The sequence below is a fragment of the Candidatus Methanoperedens sp. genome (genome assembly GCA_012026795.1).
Lineage (GTDB): Archaea > Halobacteriota > Methanosarcinia > Methanosarcinales > Methanoperedenaceae > Methanoperedens.
Window position 1 is genome coordinate 15,794 of the sequence record VEPM01000026.1, and the last position, 16,896, is coordinate 32,689.

Here is a 16,896-nt window from a genome sequence, read left to right on the forward strand (position 1 = left end):
TACTGCTTAGTTATATCTGAATATAGACGAATAATATAATTATGGATCCAAAATCTGAAAAGATAGTTATTGGAATTGCAGAACTTGTAGTTGTTCATAATCCTGCGGTACTTGTTACCATCGGTCTTGGGTCTTGTGTGGCCATCTCAATTCGTGACCCGATAGCCCGGTATGGAGGACTTTCCCATATACTTCTTCCCACTATAACTGAGGCAAATAATAAGAGTAATCCTATGAAATTTGCAGATTCGGCCATCGAAATGGTAGTGGAAATGCTACTTGAGAAGGGCTGTCTGAAAAGCAGGTTAGAAGCAAAGATAGCTGGTGGTGCCAAAATGTTCAATATCGGAAATAATTCCATCAATATAGGGGAAAGAAATGTCGAAGCAGTTAAGAAAAAACTCAGTGAATTCAAGATTCCTATTATTGCCAGTGATACCGGTTCGAATTATGGAAGGACTGTCGAATTCAATATTGCTACAGGCATCATGACTGTAAAAAGTGCTTTTCATGAAACTAAGGAAATTTAGCTATTTATTAATGCCCGGTCTGGTGGCCGAGTTCGGGCAGGACGCACTCGGCACATTCGAATTGCAGCGTGGTATGGACTATCTGGAATCTTTCCCTGAGTATCCTGTTTATTTCATTAATTAATATTTCTGTCTGCTGGACATGGATACTGTCCACAAGCACATGTGCGCTCATGGCATGGATATTTGAACAAATGCTCCAGATGTGGATATCATGTATCCCTTTTATGCCTTCTATTTCCATCATTACCTTTGAAAGAATATCCGCATCTACGTGCTCTGGCGCAAATTCAAGAAGGATATGGATTGAACCTAAAACGAGCCTGGCTGCCCCGTAAAGAAGCATGAGGCCTATTATAATACTTAAGATGGGGTCAACAATATTATTCCCGGTGAAAATAATAACTACTGCGCCTGCTATTACGGCTATTGATGCAAGAGCATCACTGATAACATGGAGATAGGCACCTTTGATATTGAGGTCATGATGCCCGTGCAGTTTTAAAGCCGCCCAGGTATTGGCCAGAAGCCCGACCGTTGCGATAATCAGCACTTCAAAGCCTTTTACGGGAGGGGGGTCTAAAATCCTCTCATATGCCTCATAAAAGATGAGAACCGAAATCCCTATTATTGTCAATCCATTGATGAGGGCGGCAAATATTTCAAACCTGTGATAACCGAAGGTCACATTCCTGCTGGATGGGCGCGCTGAGATCCTGATTGCCCCATAAGTGAGCAATAAGGCGATAACATCCATGAAAACATGAGCCGCATCCGAGAGCAGTGCAAGGCTGTTCGATATTATCCCGCCTGCAAATTCAAGGAAAAAGATGAACGTGGTCAGGATTATTGCGATTTTCAGGTTTTTATTGATATCTTCCATTTGTAGTTCTTTATTGGGGTTATTGGGGTAAATATTTTGTTTGTCCTGTCTATTCCATCCGTCTAACCCTGCATTAATCAAAAATACAATATTTCATTAAAGTTGAAAAAAAAGAACTTGAGAATTCCATCATCAAATTCACTTATGACACCAACAGGATAGAAGGCTCAAAACTAAGTTTAAGGGATACGTCGCTTCTCCTTGAAAATTGCGAGAAAGGAGAAATTCTATATTCTGCTCTTTATGGCGCTGCATATCATTACTTACAAGTTCTACAAACTTGATTCAGCGGTTGCTTCCTGGTTAATGGCGATATCCTTACTTTTCTCAGTATTAATTTCAACCAGCTTATAAACAGGATTGCCCATTATTATAAAATGGTTATATTTTATATAAAGCCTTTCTATTGTCTTTCCAAAAATACCCGCTTTTAATAATTCCACTCTTTCTTGTCGCGTTCTTAACATAACCCATTTCCTACCCACTAATATAATCTTATTTCTAACCCGTTTTTTTATATTTTGTTATTTAGTAGCACTGATAAATAGTATTGTGTGATTAAAGTAGTACTAATAAATGGAAAAGGTTGATGAGCTGACCTTCCAGTGTGCGACATTACGGGTTCATCTATGGTTCAGCTTAATTCATCGCATTTCATTATACCTTAAATCACTCTAAGCAAGCCGTATCGTTTCCAGATTCATTGGCGCCTTGGTCTCAATCTTGAATTTCCGATATATCGAACTGGCAAGGTCCATACAGTTCTTTTCGTCTCCATGCTGGGTCAGGACATGTTCGGGTCTTGGTCTCATTTTTCGGATATACTCCATAAGCTGCATCCTGTCAGAATGGCCTGAGAATCCATCAACTGTATCAATATTCATGTTAATCTTTACTGTCTCTGTTCTTCCTCCGGCTGCATGCATGGGTATTTCTTTCCAGCCTTTCTGGATACGCCTGCCAAGTGTACCTTCAGCCTGGTAACCTACGAAAACAAGCGTATTCTTTTCCTCAGGCCCGAATGCCTTTAAATATTCCATAACAGGGCCGCCGTTCATCATGCCTGATGTGGCAAGAACTATACAGGATTCACGGTCATCCAGGATTTTCTGCCGCTTTTCTTTTGAATCGACCTGGACAAAACATTTTGCAAGGAATGGGTTCATACCTTTATGGAAAATCTGGTTTCTCAGTTCATTGTTCAAATATTCCGGGTGGGTTGTATGAATTGCCGTAGCTTCATAGATCATGCCGTCAAGATAAACCGGTACTTCCGGGATTACTCCTTTGCGTATTGCTTCTTCAAGCACTATCATGACTTCCTGGCTTCTTCCAACAGCGAATGTCGGTATCAGGAGATTTCCGCCGTTATCAAGGGTTTCCCTGGCTATTTCCTGCAAATGCCGTTCAGCATCTTTTCTTGAAGGCTGCATATCCCTTGATCCGCCGTAAGTCGCTTCCGTGACAATTGTTTCCACCCGGGGGAAATCATTAATGGCAGGATCGAACAGGCGTGTCTTCTCATATTTGAAATCGCCTGTAAAAGCTATATTATACAGGCCATCCCCGACATGGAAATGAGCGACAGAAGAACCAAGGATATGACCTGCATTATGGAATGTCAGTTTCATATCCGGACCGATATCCGTAACATCCCCATAATTCAATGTTATAGTATGTTTGAGAACTTCACGGATCATAACCGATTCATATGGGCTTTTCTTGCCTTCACGGGCGGCAACATCGATATAATCCAGCTGAAGTAAGGCCATCAGGTCTCTCGTGGGAGGCGTGCAATAAACCGGCCCTTCAAATCCATATTTATACAATAACGGAACAAGCCCGATATGGTCAAGATGCGCATGAGTAAGAACTATTGCATCGATCTGGCTTATAGGGTGCACCTCAGGCACATACAGGTAGGGTGAGCCATTATCATCACCGCCAACGTTTACACCACAGTCAATTAAGATCCTTGTTTCAGGAGTCGATAGCAAAAAACAACTGCGTCCGACTTCACGGCAGGCACCCAGAGTGGTCAGCCGTACCCATTTATCCTTGGATGAAATACCGCGGTGTATCTTTCGGCCTATGGTTTTAAGAAGAGTTTTCCTCTCTTCCTTGTTAGCGCGCATGAACTGGCGGATATTGTTTACGGTCGTGGATTTCATAGGAGGTGTGCGGACCACCTTTGGTGTCCATCCGATCTCTTTTGTGATCTCGCGAAGTGTTTCGCCATGCCTTCCTATGACAAGCCCGGGTTTCTCCGCTTCAATTACAACTTCACCGGTATCCACATCAAAAAAATGATTTGAAATTCCGGATTCTGTTGAAACAATCTTTGCAATTGCACTGATCGCTTCTTCGGGCTGTGCAAGAACTTTCGGATCAGGCCTTACAACAAGGCGTTTTCTCAGTTCCTTGGCAAGACCCTTGATAAGATCCCCGTCATCAGCGAATTTTCTTGGCTCTTCGGTATAAATAACAAGTTCAGGCCCCTCAAAATCCACATCAGAGATCGTGATATCCTTGGGAAGCTGCGCTTTTATTTTCTTTTTCAAATCATTTAATACTTCTTCAACTGTCATTATTTTTTTCCTTCTAAAAAAAACTTAAATATCCTAAAAATAAAATATGAATTTATGCAAGTGTGTCACGTATTTTCTTAACTACGCCATCTGCCACTTGCATAAATCCATCTTTGGTGATCTTTACGACATTAATGCCATCACCAGATGCTGAATCACGCTTCATGGCACTATGCAGCGCGCGCACTGCGAGTTCAACTCCATCATCAATGGGCATATTGTCTACATACCTGTCTTCAAGAACACCGTATGCCATCGGTGAACCTGAGCCTGTTGAAACAGCTTTTCTCTCATCAATAATTCCGCCTACAGCGTCAAGGGAATAAATACTGGGGCCATTTTTATCGACCCCGCCAACAAGAAGCTGGACATAATAAGGGTAATATCTATTACTGCTCAAAATATTTGCCAGTAGACTTACTATACCCTTTACAGTCATGGGTTCTTCTCTTCGCATTTTGTAAAGTTTTGACTCAACCTGCATCCACTTTACAAGTCTTTGGGCGTCACCTACGGAGCCTGCTGTGGTCATTGCCACGAGATCATCAATCTGATAGACTTTCTTTGCATCCTTACTTGCAATAAAATGTCCCATCGTAGCTCTTTTCTCAGTGGCAAATACTACACCCTCATCGCAAACCAACCCTATTGTGGTAGTTCCTTTATATTCCATATTATCCATTTTAAATACCTCTTAAACCTCATCACAGAAAATGAGAAAATTAGCATTATATAATCTGTTTAGGGGTATAAAAAGGTTATTGCCAGAATGAGCCAAATCCAGTTGAAAAATTAAATTAATCATACTTAGGAAACCGGGTCAATTGTTTATTCCAGCCCCATATGTCCCAGGATATGATGATAATGTTCCGGAGGCACCAATGAATAAAAGGCTTTCTGGACAACCTCGCTTAATGCGGGATGGATATGCATTCCCTGATATACAGGCTCCGGATTTTCTTCTTTTGTATACATGAGATTCACTATTTCCTGTATAAGGATAGATGCATAAGGGCCTATAATATGAGCGCCTAATATCCGTTTGGTACTTTTCTCCAATATGATCTTTACAAAATAATCTTTTGCGTCCATGGCTGTTCCTTTTGCCGTATTTTCATAATTCCAGAAACCAATCAGCAGGTTTGCCTGTCCGTATTTTTCAATGGCTTCTTTTTCTGCCATTCCAACGCCTGCTATCTCAGGATATGAGAAAACAGCATAAGGGACTGCATGATAATCCATTTTGATCTTCTGTTTCATGATAGCATTATAGAAAACTACCCTTGATTCATAATTTGCCACGTGCTTGAAGAGATATTTTCCATTAGCATCCCCAAAAGCCCAGACACCAGGCTGTGTTGTCTCAAGAAACTCATTTACAACAATCCATCCTCTTGCATCTGTATTTATTCCCCCTTTCTCAGGATGCAGGATGTCATGGGTGGGGCCCCGCCCTGAAGCAACTAAAATCTCATCAACAATAATATCAACCTGTTTCCCTTCTCTCCGGGCAATGACTTTTTTCTTCCCGTTTTCTGTTGTTTGCACTTCTTCGACTTCATGACCTGTGATGATGTCCATGAATCCTGACATATCTCTTTTTGCCAGCATTGAAATCTCCGGCTCTTCTCCAGGGATGTACTGCCTGTTTCTTCCGATAATGGTTACCTTAGAACCCATCGAAGAGAAAAAATGGCCGTACTCTGCTGCTATGTATCCACCGCCGATTATGGCAACACTTGCTGGAAGCTTTGTCATTTCCAGTACAGTATCACTCGTGAGATAACCTGCTTCCTCCAGCCCTTTTATTTGTGGTATGATCGTTTTTGAGCCTGTACAGAGAAATATCATTTTTGAAGTAATGGTCGTGGCACCAACTTTCATAGTATATGGTGACACGAATTCTGCAATATCGTGATAATAATCAATATTGGGGTCGCTGGAAAGTCCTTCACGTATGGATTCAATGTCTTCTGAAATTATTGACCTCATTCTATCCATAATATGATTGAAATCAATATTTTTCAATTCCACATCTATGCCGAATTTTCCTGCTGTTCCTATTGTCCTTATAAGTTCAGCAGGATATAGCAGGAGTTTGGAAGGTATGCATCCGCGGGTAAGGCATATTCCGCCCGGTTCATCTTTATCAATTACAGCAATTTTGAAACCAGGGTTCTTTTCAAGTATTGGGCCAACATAATTCATTCCCGAACCTGTTCCGATCACGATCAGGTCATAATTTTTTATATCAATCTTTTCCAATAAAATTCCCCTTTAATTGAAAATATTCACTTATTTGTTTAAATCCTTTTTCAAATGGTTAAAATGTTTTCTAATAGTCATAATGGCATATGATTAATACCAATCCCATCATTTTAGAACCAATGAAAGATGCCATCAAAGCCGCCCGGGAAGGGGTGATCCTTGATCTTGAGATAACGGCAGGAGCAAAAGAAACTGCAATCCAGGGTTATAATCCATGGCGCAAGCGTATTGAAGTAAGGATCGCAGAAAGGGCGCAAAAAGGCAAAGCCAATGGAGAGCTTATTTCGTTTTTATCAAAATTATTTAATACTAATTCTAAAAATATAGAGATAGTATCCGGTCTGGCAAGCAGTAAGAAATCAGTAATGATCTTCCAGGGAAACCCGGAAGAAATTTTAGAAATACTGGGCTCGAAATGATGCAAAGTGATCTTGAAGATATAGAACGTCTTGAAAAACTCGAAGAGATTATCCTGGAACTTAAGGAATTTGCACAGGCCGGAGCAATTATCATTGTCGAAGGCAGGAAGGATGAAGGGTCTTTGCGATATCTTGGCATCAATGGTGATTTCCAGTTTGCTTCGCAGCAGCCATTGCTTGATTTTACGGATTCGCTCTCAAGGGCCGGAAAAGAAATCGTGCTATTGACCGACTGGGATAAAAGAGGAAGCATAGTTGCACGCAAAATAATTAAACATCTCTCTGCTTATGGTATTGTGCCCAATACCGAAATCAGGTTAAGGTTAAGATCCCTTTCAAAAAAAAGAATAAAAGACATAGAAAGTCTCAATAATTATATAAATAATTTAAGATATGAAATTCATGGGATTATGAAATTTTAGAAGCTACCTTAACCATTTCACATCGGGCTCATTTTTCTCAGGCATTTCAGTCCTACCCTTCGGGTATCCGAATATCAATGGAGCAACTGCTTTATAGCCATCAGGTGCGCCAAGCTCTTTTAATAATTTTTCATCCATGAGAGCCGGGAGTAAACCGCCAATCCAGCAGCTTCCGATACCTTTTGAATGAGCAGCCAGCATCATATTCTGCGCAGCCATCGGACAATCGAAATCAACCGTGGGAGAGTTTTTATTTCCCAGTACTATGACAAGCACAGGAGCACCATAGAACATGTTTGTTCCCTTTGTTTTGAGAAAAACAAGAAAATCCGAAGCTTTCCTGGAACTGTTTTTCACTGGTTCAAGAATCGGAATCATTGACTTCTTACCGCTTTCGGATAACTTCTGTAATAAGTCTTTGTTTTTAATCACGAGAAAGCTCCATGGCTGCATATTAAAGCCTGTTGGAGCATATCTTGCGCAATCAATCAGGAATTGTATATCTTCATCCGATACGGCATCTTCTTTATATTCGCGGACACACCGCCTTGTTTTGATTATTTCAATTATGTCTTTCAAAATAACTCACCCGATATTCAAATGGGTCTGATTCAAGTTATATTTTACTCAAATCTCTATTTCTCGAATTCCGAAGTTTCTCCTGATCCCAATCCACCGGGCGCGCCGTCAGGGATGCGGTTGGAAACTGTACTAAGGCGCGGGTAGGAAATCCTCCTTTATTCCCTGACAGCACATATAAAGGATAATGATCATTTTATATCAAAATCATGAAATCCCAACCCCCAATCCTCCCGATGTCATTCCGGGAAGCTAAAAAACTCGGCATCCGGGAATTCGACATAATCCTTGTTACGGGAGATGCCTATGTTGATCATCCTTTTTTTGGGACAGCATTGATCGGGCGCGTTCTCTGGGATGCAGGATTTACTGTTGGTATCATAGCACAACCTGACTGGAAGAGCAATGATGATTTTAAAAAGTTAGGAAAACCGCGGTTCTTCTTCGGTGTCAGTTCGGGAAATGTTGATTCCATGGTAAATAATTACACTGCGAACCTCAAAATCAGGAGCGATGATGTCTATTCACCCGGCGGAAAAGGGGGACTGCGGCCAAACCGCGCATCAATTGTATATTCTGATAAACTTCATTCGATTTTCCCTGATACACCGATAATTCTAGGTGGAATTGAAGCAAGCCTGCGGCGGTTTGCCCATTATGATTACTGGTCTGATTCGGTGCGCCAGTCCGTTCTTGCGGATGCGCCTGCGGATATGATCGTCTTCGGAATGGGAGAAAGACAGGTTGTGGAGATCGCAAATTGCCTTTCAAAAGGCGGGAACATTAAAGAGATCACAAACATCGCAGGAACAACTGTTAAAATGGAAATAAACAAATGGCGCTCCACCACGCATGATGGGTATATGGAGATTCCCGGATTTCCTGACGTAGCGCGCGATAAAGAGCTCTATGCAAAAGCATTCAACCTCCATTACCAGGAACAGGACCCTGTCAGGGGAAGACCTGTTGTCCAACCGCACCCGAAAACCATAATAATCCAGAATAAACCTGCAATGCCTCTGAGTACCCAGGAACTCGACCATATATATGAACTTCCTTTTTCTAGAAAAGCGCATCCCTCTTATAATAAGCCCATACCAGCGCTTGCCCCTGTCAAATTTTCGGTCGTGAGCCACCGCGGGTGTTTTGCATCGTGTTCTTTTTGCGCCCTCACCCATCACCAGGGAAGGATAATCCAGAGCAGGAGCATAGAATCAATTGTACGGGAAATAAAAAGAATGGTGAACATGCCTGATTTTAAGGGCATCGTGCAGGATGTGGGAGGGCCAACTGCAAATATGTATTCGATGCAATGCAAGCGGTGGGAAGGAGAGGGCGCATGCGCTGATAAAATATGTATGGACTGCAAAAGCCTTGACCCAAGCCATAAAAACCAGGTAGAACTCCTCAGGCGCCTCCTTGAAATAGAAGGAGTTAAAAAAGTGTTCATAGGTTCGGGGATTCGCTATGACCTTGTGCTTAGAGATACATCTGATTATCTTTGCGAACTCTGTGAGCATCATGTGAGCGGCCACCTCAAAATTGCGCCTGAACACATAGTAAAACATGTCACGGATATCATGAATAAACCTGGAAAAGAAGTGTTCGAGGAATTCAGGAAGCGATTTGACGCAGAAAATAAAAGATTCGGGAAACGGCAATATATCCTTCCTTATTTCATGTCAGGGCATCCCGGATGTACAGTGGAAGACATGGTTGGGCTTGCCGAATATATCCGCAATAATAACCTTTACACTGAGCAGGTGCAGGATTTCACCCCAACACCCATGACGGCTTCCACATGTATGTACTATACGGGTGTTGATCCTTTTACAATGGAAAAAGTGCATGTGGCTAAAGGACGGGAAAAAAGGATCCAGCGGGCGCTTCTGCAATACAGGGATGAACGGAATTACAGGCTTGTGGTTGAGGGGCTGAAGATGGCAGGGAGGGAGGATCTGGTCGGGAGTGATATGAAATGCCTGGTCAAGAAAAGAGAAAGGTAACATCTTAATTTCATTTTGGCCTTAATTTATAAGAACATGCATTATTATAATTAATCTGACCAGTCTATTAATCGTAAGGATTAAATATGAAGTAGATAGCTACCATATACTATGATTTCCAGAAAATATAAAACATCTCTTATTATTCTATTGATACTGTTGGTATCCATTGGCCAATCAGGCGCAGCTCTGCCTGAGGAGGAATGGAACAGGAGTTACAGGGGAATCAGCTATTTGCATTACGTCCAGGAGACATCGGATGGTGGTTTTATACTTGCAGGAAGTGGAGATTCTAATTTTGTCCTCTTAAAGACGGATCGGGAAGGAAACGAACAATGGGAAAATAGCTATTCTAAGGCAGAAAAAACAATTTATTCCGATATAATGTGGACCAGTAAAAATTCCGTCCATCAAACCCTTGATAAAGGCTACCTTTTCTCAGGCACATTATATATCGGAGATTCCTGGCATGAGAACTGGATCATAAAAACAGATACCGAAGGCAGGGAAGAATGGAGCAGGAAAATCCATGATGGCAATCCTTTCCATGAGACTTCAGACGGCGGATTCATTATTGCAGAATGGTCTGGAATAAAATTTTCGGATATCTACCTTACTAAAACCGATTCCTATGGAAAAGAGCAATGGAGAAAAACCATTGAAAGAAGACAGTATGAGGGAAGAATAGAATCAGTCCTGGAAACATCAGATGGTGGCTACATTGCTGTCTGGAAAACTTACATCTGTTGCGATAGCTGGGATCATGACCTATCTCTTATAAAAACCGATCCGGATGGAAATAAACAATGGAACATGACTTTCCAGGAATTCAACAGGATACAGATAATATTTACCTTCAATTCCCCTGATGGCGGTATTATTATCTGGGGGAGAAATATGCAGGATTTATGGGTGGGTAAATTCGGTACGGATGGGAAAAACCAATGGAACAGGACATATTCAGGATTTTTCAGCGTGAATATCCGGCAGGTATCAGATGGTTTTATGATATTTGGTAGTGACAGGATATTGAAAATTGATCCTGAAGGGGATTACCAGTGGGTGAATAAATTCAATGCAAGCGAAGTCATTCCAGTTCTTATGACAGCAGATGGTGGTTATCTCTTTTCCGGAACTAACAGACTTATAAAAATAAAAAAAATAACTCCGGCCCCACTGGTTTTATACAGACCGAAATATCCTGCCGTAAATCAAACAATAACATTCAACGTTTCATGGAACAGTAATAATGTGACCAATATATCTTATAACTGGGATTTCGGGGATAATACCGAAGAAAGAACGATAAGCAAAATAATGGCCCATTCTTATTCATTTGAAGGTGATTACACAGTAAATTTATCGATAATGGATGGAAATACTGCGATAAGTTCAAAAAGCATAGCTGTCCATGTGCAAAAGTCAATACCTCCGGAAGAGTTGTGGCACAGGACATTTGGAGTATCGGGTGACGATTATGAAAAAAGCGCTGTTCAGACCGCAGATAATGGGTATATCATAGCAGGTGATGCGAAAATCCAATATGGGATAGGTGTTCTGCTTGTAAAAACCGATCAGGGGGGAAATGAACAGTGGAACGTGAGCTTTGGAGGACCGGATGCCCAGAGAGGTGTGAATTCAATCCTGCAAACAAAAGATGAAGGTTATATATTTACAGGATCTAAACGTTTTTTTAATAGTTCGGGGCAATTATTATGGCTGGTTAAGACCGACCCTGAAGGGAATATGGAATGGGAAAAAACGTTCGGGGGACCCGGATATAATGATGCGATTTCAGTGCAGGAAACAAAGGACGGCGGGTATATTGTCGCTGGAATTAAGGAATTGACCGGAGGAGGATCAATATTTGGGCTCTTGCTCATAAAAACAGACTCAAAAGGGAACGAGCAATGGAATATTTCTTATAGGGAAGGAGGCAGCAATGAAGTGCGTTCTGTCCAGCAAACCCCTGACGGGGGTTATATCGTAGCAGGAACGAAATATATACTTCCAAATACCAATGCCTGGATTTTGAAAACAGATTTTATGGGAAATAAGCAGTGGCTTAAGACATTCGGGGGAACCGGCTGGAATTTCATAACCGAATCTGTCCAACTGGCCTCCGATGGGGGGCTTATTGTTGGTGGGAAGGCATGGCATTCAGTAGTAGAAAATACAGGGTATAATGAGATATCCAATGGCTGGGTCATGAAAACAGATAAAGAGGGAAATAAACAGTGGGAAAAGATGTTGGGACAGGGTAATGATGACAGGACAAAATCTGTATATGAGACTTATGATGGCGGTTATGTTTTTCTGGTAGAGACCCATCCCCAAATTACAGAATTTCCAGATGTAAATTTCCAGTTAATAAAAACCGACAATAATGGGAATATTCAGTGGCACAATACATTCGGGACAATATATGATGTCCCAAATTCAATCCAGCAAACAAAAGACGGAGGCTATATCCTGTCAGGAACTAAGGATTCAACAGGACCGCAGGGCGCGGATTTTTTCCTGCTAAAAGTCGCACCTATTGACCCGGGAAATTATTCAACTGATCAAGAAAAACCGGATATGCAAATCCCGTCAACTTCAGATTCAGATGAAAAACAAGAACCATCCCCTAACGTTGCTGGTTTAGGTATGTTGCTGGCAGCCATAAGCCTGATTACTGTGTATGTTATCCGGATGAAGAAGAAAAAATTGGACAGTTAACTATTTATAATACTTAGAATCTTATATAAACAATAAGAGGTCGAATTATGGAGTTCAATGAAAAAACAGTTGGTTACATATTGTATGCAATAGGAATTATCGGCGGCGTGGAAGGCGCTACTGGCGCGCGTCCGGGATTAAGCCTTGTGATAAGTATTGTATCTTTGGTCGTTATCATAATCGCCAGCTATCTATTAGCTAAAAAATAATATTTTTAATTTTTTGTCTTTTTTTATGCATAGGCTATCTAAGCTGATACTCTCTCAGAGTTACTTTCTTTCCCGGCTTGTTCTTTAATATTTTCAAAACTAACTAAACTTATTATCACCCCTATTCCTCCATAGTAAATATATCCCCCTAATCCAGATTCATTGATAATTGTCGATGCAGTCGCGATATCAAACCCAGCAAAAATTATAAATTCGAACATAGCCAGAGATATTCCAGAAAATAATCCAACAATTATACCAATAATCTTATTATAGTCGGTCAATTTATTTATTGTTACTAAAATGATTCCTAAAATGGCTCCTGTGAAAAATCCAACAAATATGCCAGAGATTACCCCAAAGAACATTCCAAGAAATCCTCCAGCGAATTCAGTTATAGGTCTGAGAATGCCAAAACCGGTAGCTCCAAGAAGCTGTCCATCGAGTATTCCTACCATTAGTGTCCATATGCCCGCATATTTCCAAATGACTTTATAAGATTTTATAAAATATTTAAAATTTCGCATATTTCACTTTTACCGCTTTTTCATTATTCAATCTCATTATTGTTTATTGTCTTTTTTCTCTGCTTGTCTCTAATATGAACATTTTAATAAAATAATTTTTCCCATAATATGCGCCTTTTTTTCAGCATTTCAGGATTTTGTTCTGGCGTTCTATTGGCTTACAGGAGCATCAGGGTTCTATCGCCTTCAGTCACGGACGCCGGATTGGAAATTCGGGGCATCCTGTAGACTCATTGTTGCTCGATTTCAGTATTCAAATCAGGCGCTTATCTCACATTATAAAATGGGTTGCTATAATATATTATAGGGCTCTATGATAACCTATAAATGTATTGAAATGAAAAGGAAGTATCATGGTTACAACGATCCAAGTAAAAGAAGATGTCAAATCTATATTAACTCAAATGAAGCTCTTTGAACGGGAAACCTATAACGATGTTTTGGAGAGGCTCATTGAGGACGTTCAAGAACTCAATAAAGAAACAAAAAAAGAGATCGAATCTGCAATAAAAGAGATCAAGAGCGGTAAATACATTACACATGAAGAGCTTGCTAAAGAAATGGGATTCTGATGAAATTTCAAATAATCTGGTCAGAATCAGCAGCAAAAGAACTTAAAAAATTGGAAAGAACAGTTGCAAATCGAATTTATAAAAAAGTTTCACAACTAGGTGAAAATCCCTACCATTTTGATGTGATAAAAATGGTTGGTGATCCATATTTTCGACTCCGAGTTGGCGATTATCGCGTCATTTTTGATATACAGAATGATACGCTTCGAATTCTTGTTCTCAAAGTGGGTCATCGAAAGAATGTATATAAGAAATAATTGAATCGGCACTTTTGGAGAAATTTGCGCTTGATTTTTAATTTGAAGAAAATTATTTTAGTTTTCCATTACTTTTTGGGAGCATGAGAGTCCTATCGTTTGCAGTCACCGGTATACCCCGTACGATGTACAAGGCCTGTATAAGTGCATCAACCCCCTATTAGACCCTAATTCTCCACTACATACTATTTGAAGTAAATGGCTTTGTGTTGCACACTGGGGCACCAACACGTTCCCAATAATTTAATTACATCAGCATACAATTAGAACCGGAGTGAAATTTATGTTTGACAGAAAAGCGCTTTTAGAGAGATTATCGAATGCACATGGTGTTTCGGGATACGAAGGAAATATAAGGCAAATAATTGAAGAAGAAGTAAAGCCCTATGTTGATCAAATTTCAACTGATAAGATGGGTAACCTCATTGCTACAAAAAAAGGAAAAAAACCTGTTGTCATGCTTGCCGCCCACATGGACGAGATCGGGCTAATGGTAAAATACGTTGACGATAAAGGCTTTGCCCGGTTCACAAAAACCGGGGGATGGTTCGACCAGACCCTTCTTAACCAGAGAATGATCATGCATACGGAGAACGGCCCTGTTTATGGCGTTCTTGGCTCCAAACCCCCTCATGTAATAAAAGAAGAGGAAAGGAATAAAGTAATAAAAGCCGATGATATGTTTATTGATATCGGGGCAACAAGCAAGGAAGATGCAGATAAAATAGGTGTAAAAACTGGAACTCCTGTCACTTCTGATATTGATTTCAAATCCCTGGGGAATGACTTTGTCACAGGGAAGGCGTTTGATAACAGGGCAGGCTGCGTGATGCTGATCGAGGCGCTTAGCATGATGAAAGACGTCAAAGCAACGGTCCATGCAGTGTTTACCGTCCAGGAAGAAGTAGGATTAAAAGGAGCAAGGACATCTGCTTTCAGATTGAGTCCTGATGTGGCTCTTGCTACTGATGTAACCATAACAGGAGACCATCCGGGAATTGATAAAAAAGATTCTTCTATCGAGATGGGAAAAGGCCCGTCTGTAACTGTAAGTGATGCTGACGGACGCGGGATAATCGTTCCTGAATCGGTGTTAGCGTGGCTAAAAGAGGCAGCCGGGGCAAACAATATCCCGTACCAGCTTGAAGTGGGAAGCGGCGGCACTACTGATGCAACAGCGATACACCTTACAAAGGAAGGAATACCCACAGGCGTTATCAGTATGCCGACACGTTATATCCATACTCCGGTATCGGTACTGAACATGACAGACCTTGAAAAGAGCGCGGAATTGATCGCAAGGGCGGTTGAAATCGTGGATAAGTTTTTCTGATTACGGTGTGCAGTCTAACAGAAAAAGTAATATACAACTCAAGACCGTTATACTCGATTCATAATCAATCAAATAATAGAAGGGATTTCCTTTATTTAAAAATATAAAAATTCTAGATACCACCCTCAGGGATGGAGAACAGACACCCGGAGTTTCACTCACAACAGAGAACAAGCTGTTGATCGCAAGGAAGATAGACAGTCTTGGCGTTGATATCCTGGAAGCAGGTTCTGCTATCACTTCCGAGGGTGAGCGTGCCTCGATAAAAGAAATAGCAAAAGCAGGATTAAATGCCGAGATATGCAGCTACTGCCGTATTAAGAAAGAAGATATTGATGCAGCCATTAGCTGTGATGTTGACTCAATCCACCTTGTTGTTCCTGTATCTGATCTCCATATCCAGCAGAAATTGAAAAAAGACAGGGATTCTGTCCGTGAACTGGCTGCACAAATGACAGAGTACGCAAAATCTCATGGATTAATTGTAGAATTAAGCGGGGAAGATGCATCAAGGGCAGACCTTGAATATCTTAAATCAGTTTATAATGCAGGGATCGATGCAGGAGCTGACAGGCTGTGTTTCTGCGATACTGTGGGCATCCTTCTTCCTGAAAAAACCTACGATATATTCACTGACCTGTCCCGGCTTCATGCTCCTGTAAGCATTCACTGCCACAATGATTTCGGGATGGCTACAGCCAATACTGTTAGCGCTCTCCGCGCAGGCGCAAATGAGGCACATGTTACAATAAATGGCATCGGGGAACGCGCCGGGAACACCTCGCTTGAAGAAGTGGTAATGGTTCTTTATTCACTGTATAAACACAAAACAGCGATCGATATAAAAGGTCTATACACCACTTCACGCATGGTGAGCAGGTTAAGCGGCGTCCCTGTTGCCCCCAATAAGTCAATAGTAGGTGGGAATGCATTCACCCATGAAGCAGGCATCCATGTCCACGGACTCCTGGCAAATACCGCCACATACGAACCAATAACACCTGAGCTTGTGGGGCGTGAGCGAAATATCGTACTCGGAAAACACGCAGGAAGAAGTTCAGTAGTTCTTGCATTAAAGGAGCTGGGGCTTGAAGCAAGCGAAAAACAGATCGATGATATCGTTATCCGGATGAAAGAACTTGGAGATAAAGGAAAACGGGTCACGGATGCAGATCTCCAGACAATAGCAGAGACAGTCCTTGGAATATACCAGGAAGCAAATATCAAGCTTGAAGAACTTACGGTCGTGGCCGGAAATACTGTGATGCCTACTGCTTCTGTCAGGTTGAAAGTAAACGGGAATCATGTCGTTGAAGCAGGCGTGGGAACAGGACCTGTGGATGCCGCAATAAACGCATTAAAAAAAGCCCTTTCAGGGGTAGCGGATATCCATCTTGATGAATACCATGTTGATGCCATCACAGGCGGAACCGATGCCCTGGTTGAAGTCTGGATAAAACTCAGCAAAGGCGGAAAAACAATAACCGCAAGAGGAGCAAGGACAGACATCATAATGGCATCAGTTGAGGCAGTTCTTGAAGGCATAAACAGACTAATACAACAGGAAAAAAAATAGATCGAA

The 16,896-nt window shown here is 41.3% G+C and carries 16 protein-coding genes; 9 read left to right on the forward strand and 7 right to left on the reverse strand.

What is annotated here, in order from left to right:
* The first annotated feature begins 41 nt into the window (after positions 1–41).
* Positions 42–530, forward strand: coding sequence for a chemotaxis protein CheD (locus FIB07_12915; protein NJD53755.1), 489 nt, complete (start codon positions 42–44; stop codon positions 528–530).
* Between the two features lie 7 nt (positions 531–537).
* Here FIB07_12915 and FIB07_12920 read toward each other — a convergent pair whose 3' ends face one another.
* From FIB07_12920 to FIB07_12940, 5 genes are all read right to left on the reverse strand, one after another.
* Positions 538–1,413: a cation transporter gene (locus FIB07_12920; GenBank protein ID NJD53756.1), complete on the reverse strand. Its 876-nt coding sequence runs from the start codon at positions 1,411–1,413 to the stop codon at positions 538–540.
* Between the two features lie 272 nt (positions 1,414–1,685).
* Positions 1,686–1,880 (reverse strand): hypothetical protein, encoded by a 195-nt coding sequence (locus tag FIB07_12925; protein NJD53757.1) that lies wholly within the window; start codon positions 1,878–1,880, stop codon positions 1,686–1,688.
* A gap of 207 nt (positions 1,881–2,087) precedes the next feature.
* Positions 2,088–4,001, reverse strand: a complete 1,914-nt coding sequence (locus tag FIB07_12930) for a beta-CASP ribonuclease aCPSF1 (GenBank protein ID NJD53758.1) — start codon at positions 3,999–4,001, stop codon at positions 2,088–2,090.
* A gap of 52 nt (positions 4,002–4,053) precedes the next feature.
* Entirely contained in the window at positions 4,054–4,683 is a 630-nt protein-coding gene (psmB, locus tag FIB07_12935) for an archaeal proteasome endopeptidase complex subunit beta (protein ID NJD53759.1), read from the reverse strand.
* Positions 4,684–4,829: 146 nt separating this feature from the next.
* A complete protein-coding gene (locus tag FIB07_12940; protein NJD53760.1) occupies positions 4,830–6,251 on the reverse strand; it encodes a dihydrolipoyl dehydrogenase in 1,422 nt (473 codons plus the stop codon).
* Between the two features lie 137 nt (positions 6,252–6,388).
* Between FIB07_12940 and FIB07_12945 the strand changes: the two genes are divergently transcribed.
* Positions 6,389–6,688, forward strand: coding sequence for a YggU family protein (locus FIB07_12945; protein ID NJD53761.1), 300 nt, complete (start codon positions 6,389–6,391; stop codon positions 6,686–6,688).
* The gene (locus FIB07_12950) at positions 6,688–7,110 is read left to right on the forward strand and encodes a hypothetical protein (GenBank protein NJD53762.1); all 423 of its coding nucleotides are present in this window, start codon (positions 6,688–6,690) and stop codon (positions 7,108–7,110) included. Before FIB07_12945 ends, FIB07_12950 begins: the two co-directional genes overlap by 1 nt.
* Positions 7,111–7,113: 3 nt before the next feature.
* Here the strand turns inward: FIB07_12950 and FIB07_12955 are convergent, their stop codons facing one another.
* Entirely contained in the window at positions 7,114–7,692 is a 579-nt protein-coding gene (locus FIB07_12955) for a nitroreductase family protein (protein ID NJD53763.1), read from the reverse strand.
* 206 nt (positions 7,693–7,898) lie between these two features.
* Between FIB07_12955 and FIB07_12960 the strand changes: the two genes are divergently transcribed.
* Together FIB07_12960 and FIB07_12965 are read left to right on the forward strand one after the other, a co-directional pair.
* A complete protein-coding gene (locus FIB07_12960; GenBank protein ID NJD53764.1) occupies positions 7,899–9,695 on the forward strand; it encodes a YgiQ family radical SAM protein in 1,797 nt (598 codons plus the stop codon).
* Between the two features lie 111 nt (positions 9,696–9,806).
* Entirely contained in the window at positions 9,807–12,416 is a 2,610-nt protein-coding gene (locus tag FIB07_12965; GenBank protein NJD53765.1) for a PKD domain-containing protein, read from the forward strand.
* A 247-nt stretch (positions 12,417–12,663) separates the two neighbouring features.
* Here FIB07_12965 and FIB07_12970 read toward each other — a convergent pair whose 3' ends face one another.
* Positions 12,664–13,083, reverse strand: a complete 420-nt coding sequence (locus tag FIB07_12970) for a hypothetical protein (protein NJD53766.1) — start codon at positions 13,081–13,083, stop codon at positions 12,664–12,666.
* A gap of 422 nt (positions 13,084–13,505) precedes the next feature.
* Between FIB07_12970 and FIB07_12975 the strand changes: the two genes are divergently transcribed.
* The 4 genes from FIB07_12975 to FIB07_12990 all read left to right on the forward strand — a co-directional run bounded on the left by FIB07_12975 (position 13,506) and on the right by FIB07_12990 (position 16,890).
* Positions 13,506–13,724: a hypothetical protein gene (locus tag FIB07_12975; protein NJD53767.1), complete on the forward strand. Its 219-nt coding sequence runs from the start codon at positions 13,506–13,508 to the stop codon at positions 13,722–13,724.
* Positions 13,724–13,981, forward strand: coding sequence for a type II toxin-antitoxin system RelE/ParE family toxin (locus FIB07_12980; GenBank protein NJD53768.1), 258 nt, complete (start codon positions 13,724–13,726; stop codon positions 13,979–13,981). Before FIB07_12975 ends, FIB07_12980 begins: the two co-directional genes overlap by 1 nt.
* 283 nt (positions 13,982–14,264) lie before the next feature.
* Positions 14,265–15,314, forward strand: coding sequence for a M42 family metallopeptidase (locus FIB07_12985; protein NJD53769.1), 1,050 nt, complete (start codon positions 14,265–14,267; stop codon positions 15,312–15,314).
* A gap of 109 nt (positions 15,315–15,423) precedes the next feature.
* Positions 15,424–16,890: a 2-isopropylmalate synthase gene (locus FIB07_12990; protein ID NJD53770.1), complete on the forward strand. Its 1,467-nt coding sequence runs from the start codon at positions 15,424–15,426 to the stop codon at positions 16,888–16,890.
* Positions 16,891–16,896: the final 6 nt, after the last annotated feature.

What these genes read in the sequence shown, in the direction of transcription:
- FIB07_12915 (NJD53755.1), top strand. Translation starts at nt 42, where the DNA reads ATGGATCCAAAATCTGAAAAGATAGTTATTGGAATTGCAGAACTTGTA.
- FIB07_12920 (NJD53756.1), bottom strand. Translation starts at nt 1,413, where the DNA reads ATGGAAGATATCAATAAAAACCTGAAAATCGCAATAATCCTGACCACG.
- FIB07_12925 (NJD53757.1), bottom strand. Translation starts at nt 1,880, where the DNA reads ATGTTAAGAACGCGACAAGAAAGAGTGGAATTATTAAAAGCGGGTATT.
- FIB07_12930 (NJD53758.1), bottom strand. Translation starts at nt 4,001, where the DNA reads ATGACAGTTGAAGAAGTATTAAATGATTTGAAAAAGAAAATAAAAGCG.
- psmB (NJD53759.1), bottom strand. Translation starts at nt 4,683, where the DNA reads ATGGATAATATGGAATATAAAGGAACTACCACAATAGGGTTGGTTTGC.
- FIB07_12945 (NJD53761.1), top strand. Translation starts at nt 6,389, where the DNA reads ATGAAAGATGCCATCAAAGCCGCCCGGGAAGGGGTGATCCTTGATCTT.
- FIB07_12950 (NJD53762.1), top strand. Translation starts at nt 6,688, where the DNA reads ATGCAAAGTGATCTTGAAGATATAGAACGTCTTGAAAAACTCGAAGAG.
- FIB07_12960 (NJD53764.1), top strand. Translation starts at nt 7,899, where the DNA reads ATGAAATCCCAACCCCCAATCCTCCCGATGTCATTCCGGGAAGCTAAA.
- FIB07_12965 (NJD53765.1), top strand. Translation starts at nt 9,807, where the DNA reads ATGATTTCCAGAAAATATAAAACATCTCTTATTATTCTATTGATACTG.
- FIB07_12970 (NJD53766.1), bottom strand. Translation starts at nt 13,083, where the DNA reads ATGGTAGGAATACTCGATGGACAGCTTCTTGGAGCTACCGGTTTTGGC.
- FIB07_12975 (NJD53767.1), top strand. Translation starts at nt 13,506, where the DNA reads ATGGTTACAACGATCCAAGTAAAAGAAGATGTCAAATCTATATTAACT.
- FIB07_12980 (NJD53768.1), top strand. Translation starts at nt 13,724, where the DNA reads ATGAAATTTCAAATAATCTGGTCAGAATCAGCAGCAAAAGAACTTAAA.
- FIB07_12985 (NJD53769.1), top strand. Translation starts at nt 14,265, where the DNA reads ATGTTTGACAGAAAAGCGCTTTTAGAGAGATTATCGAATGCACATGGT.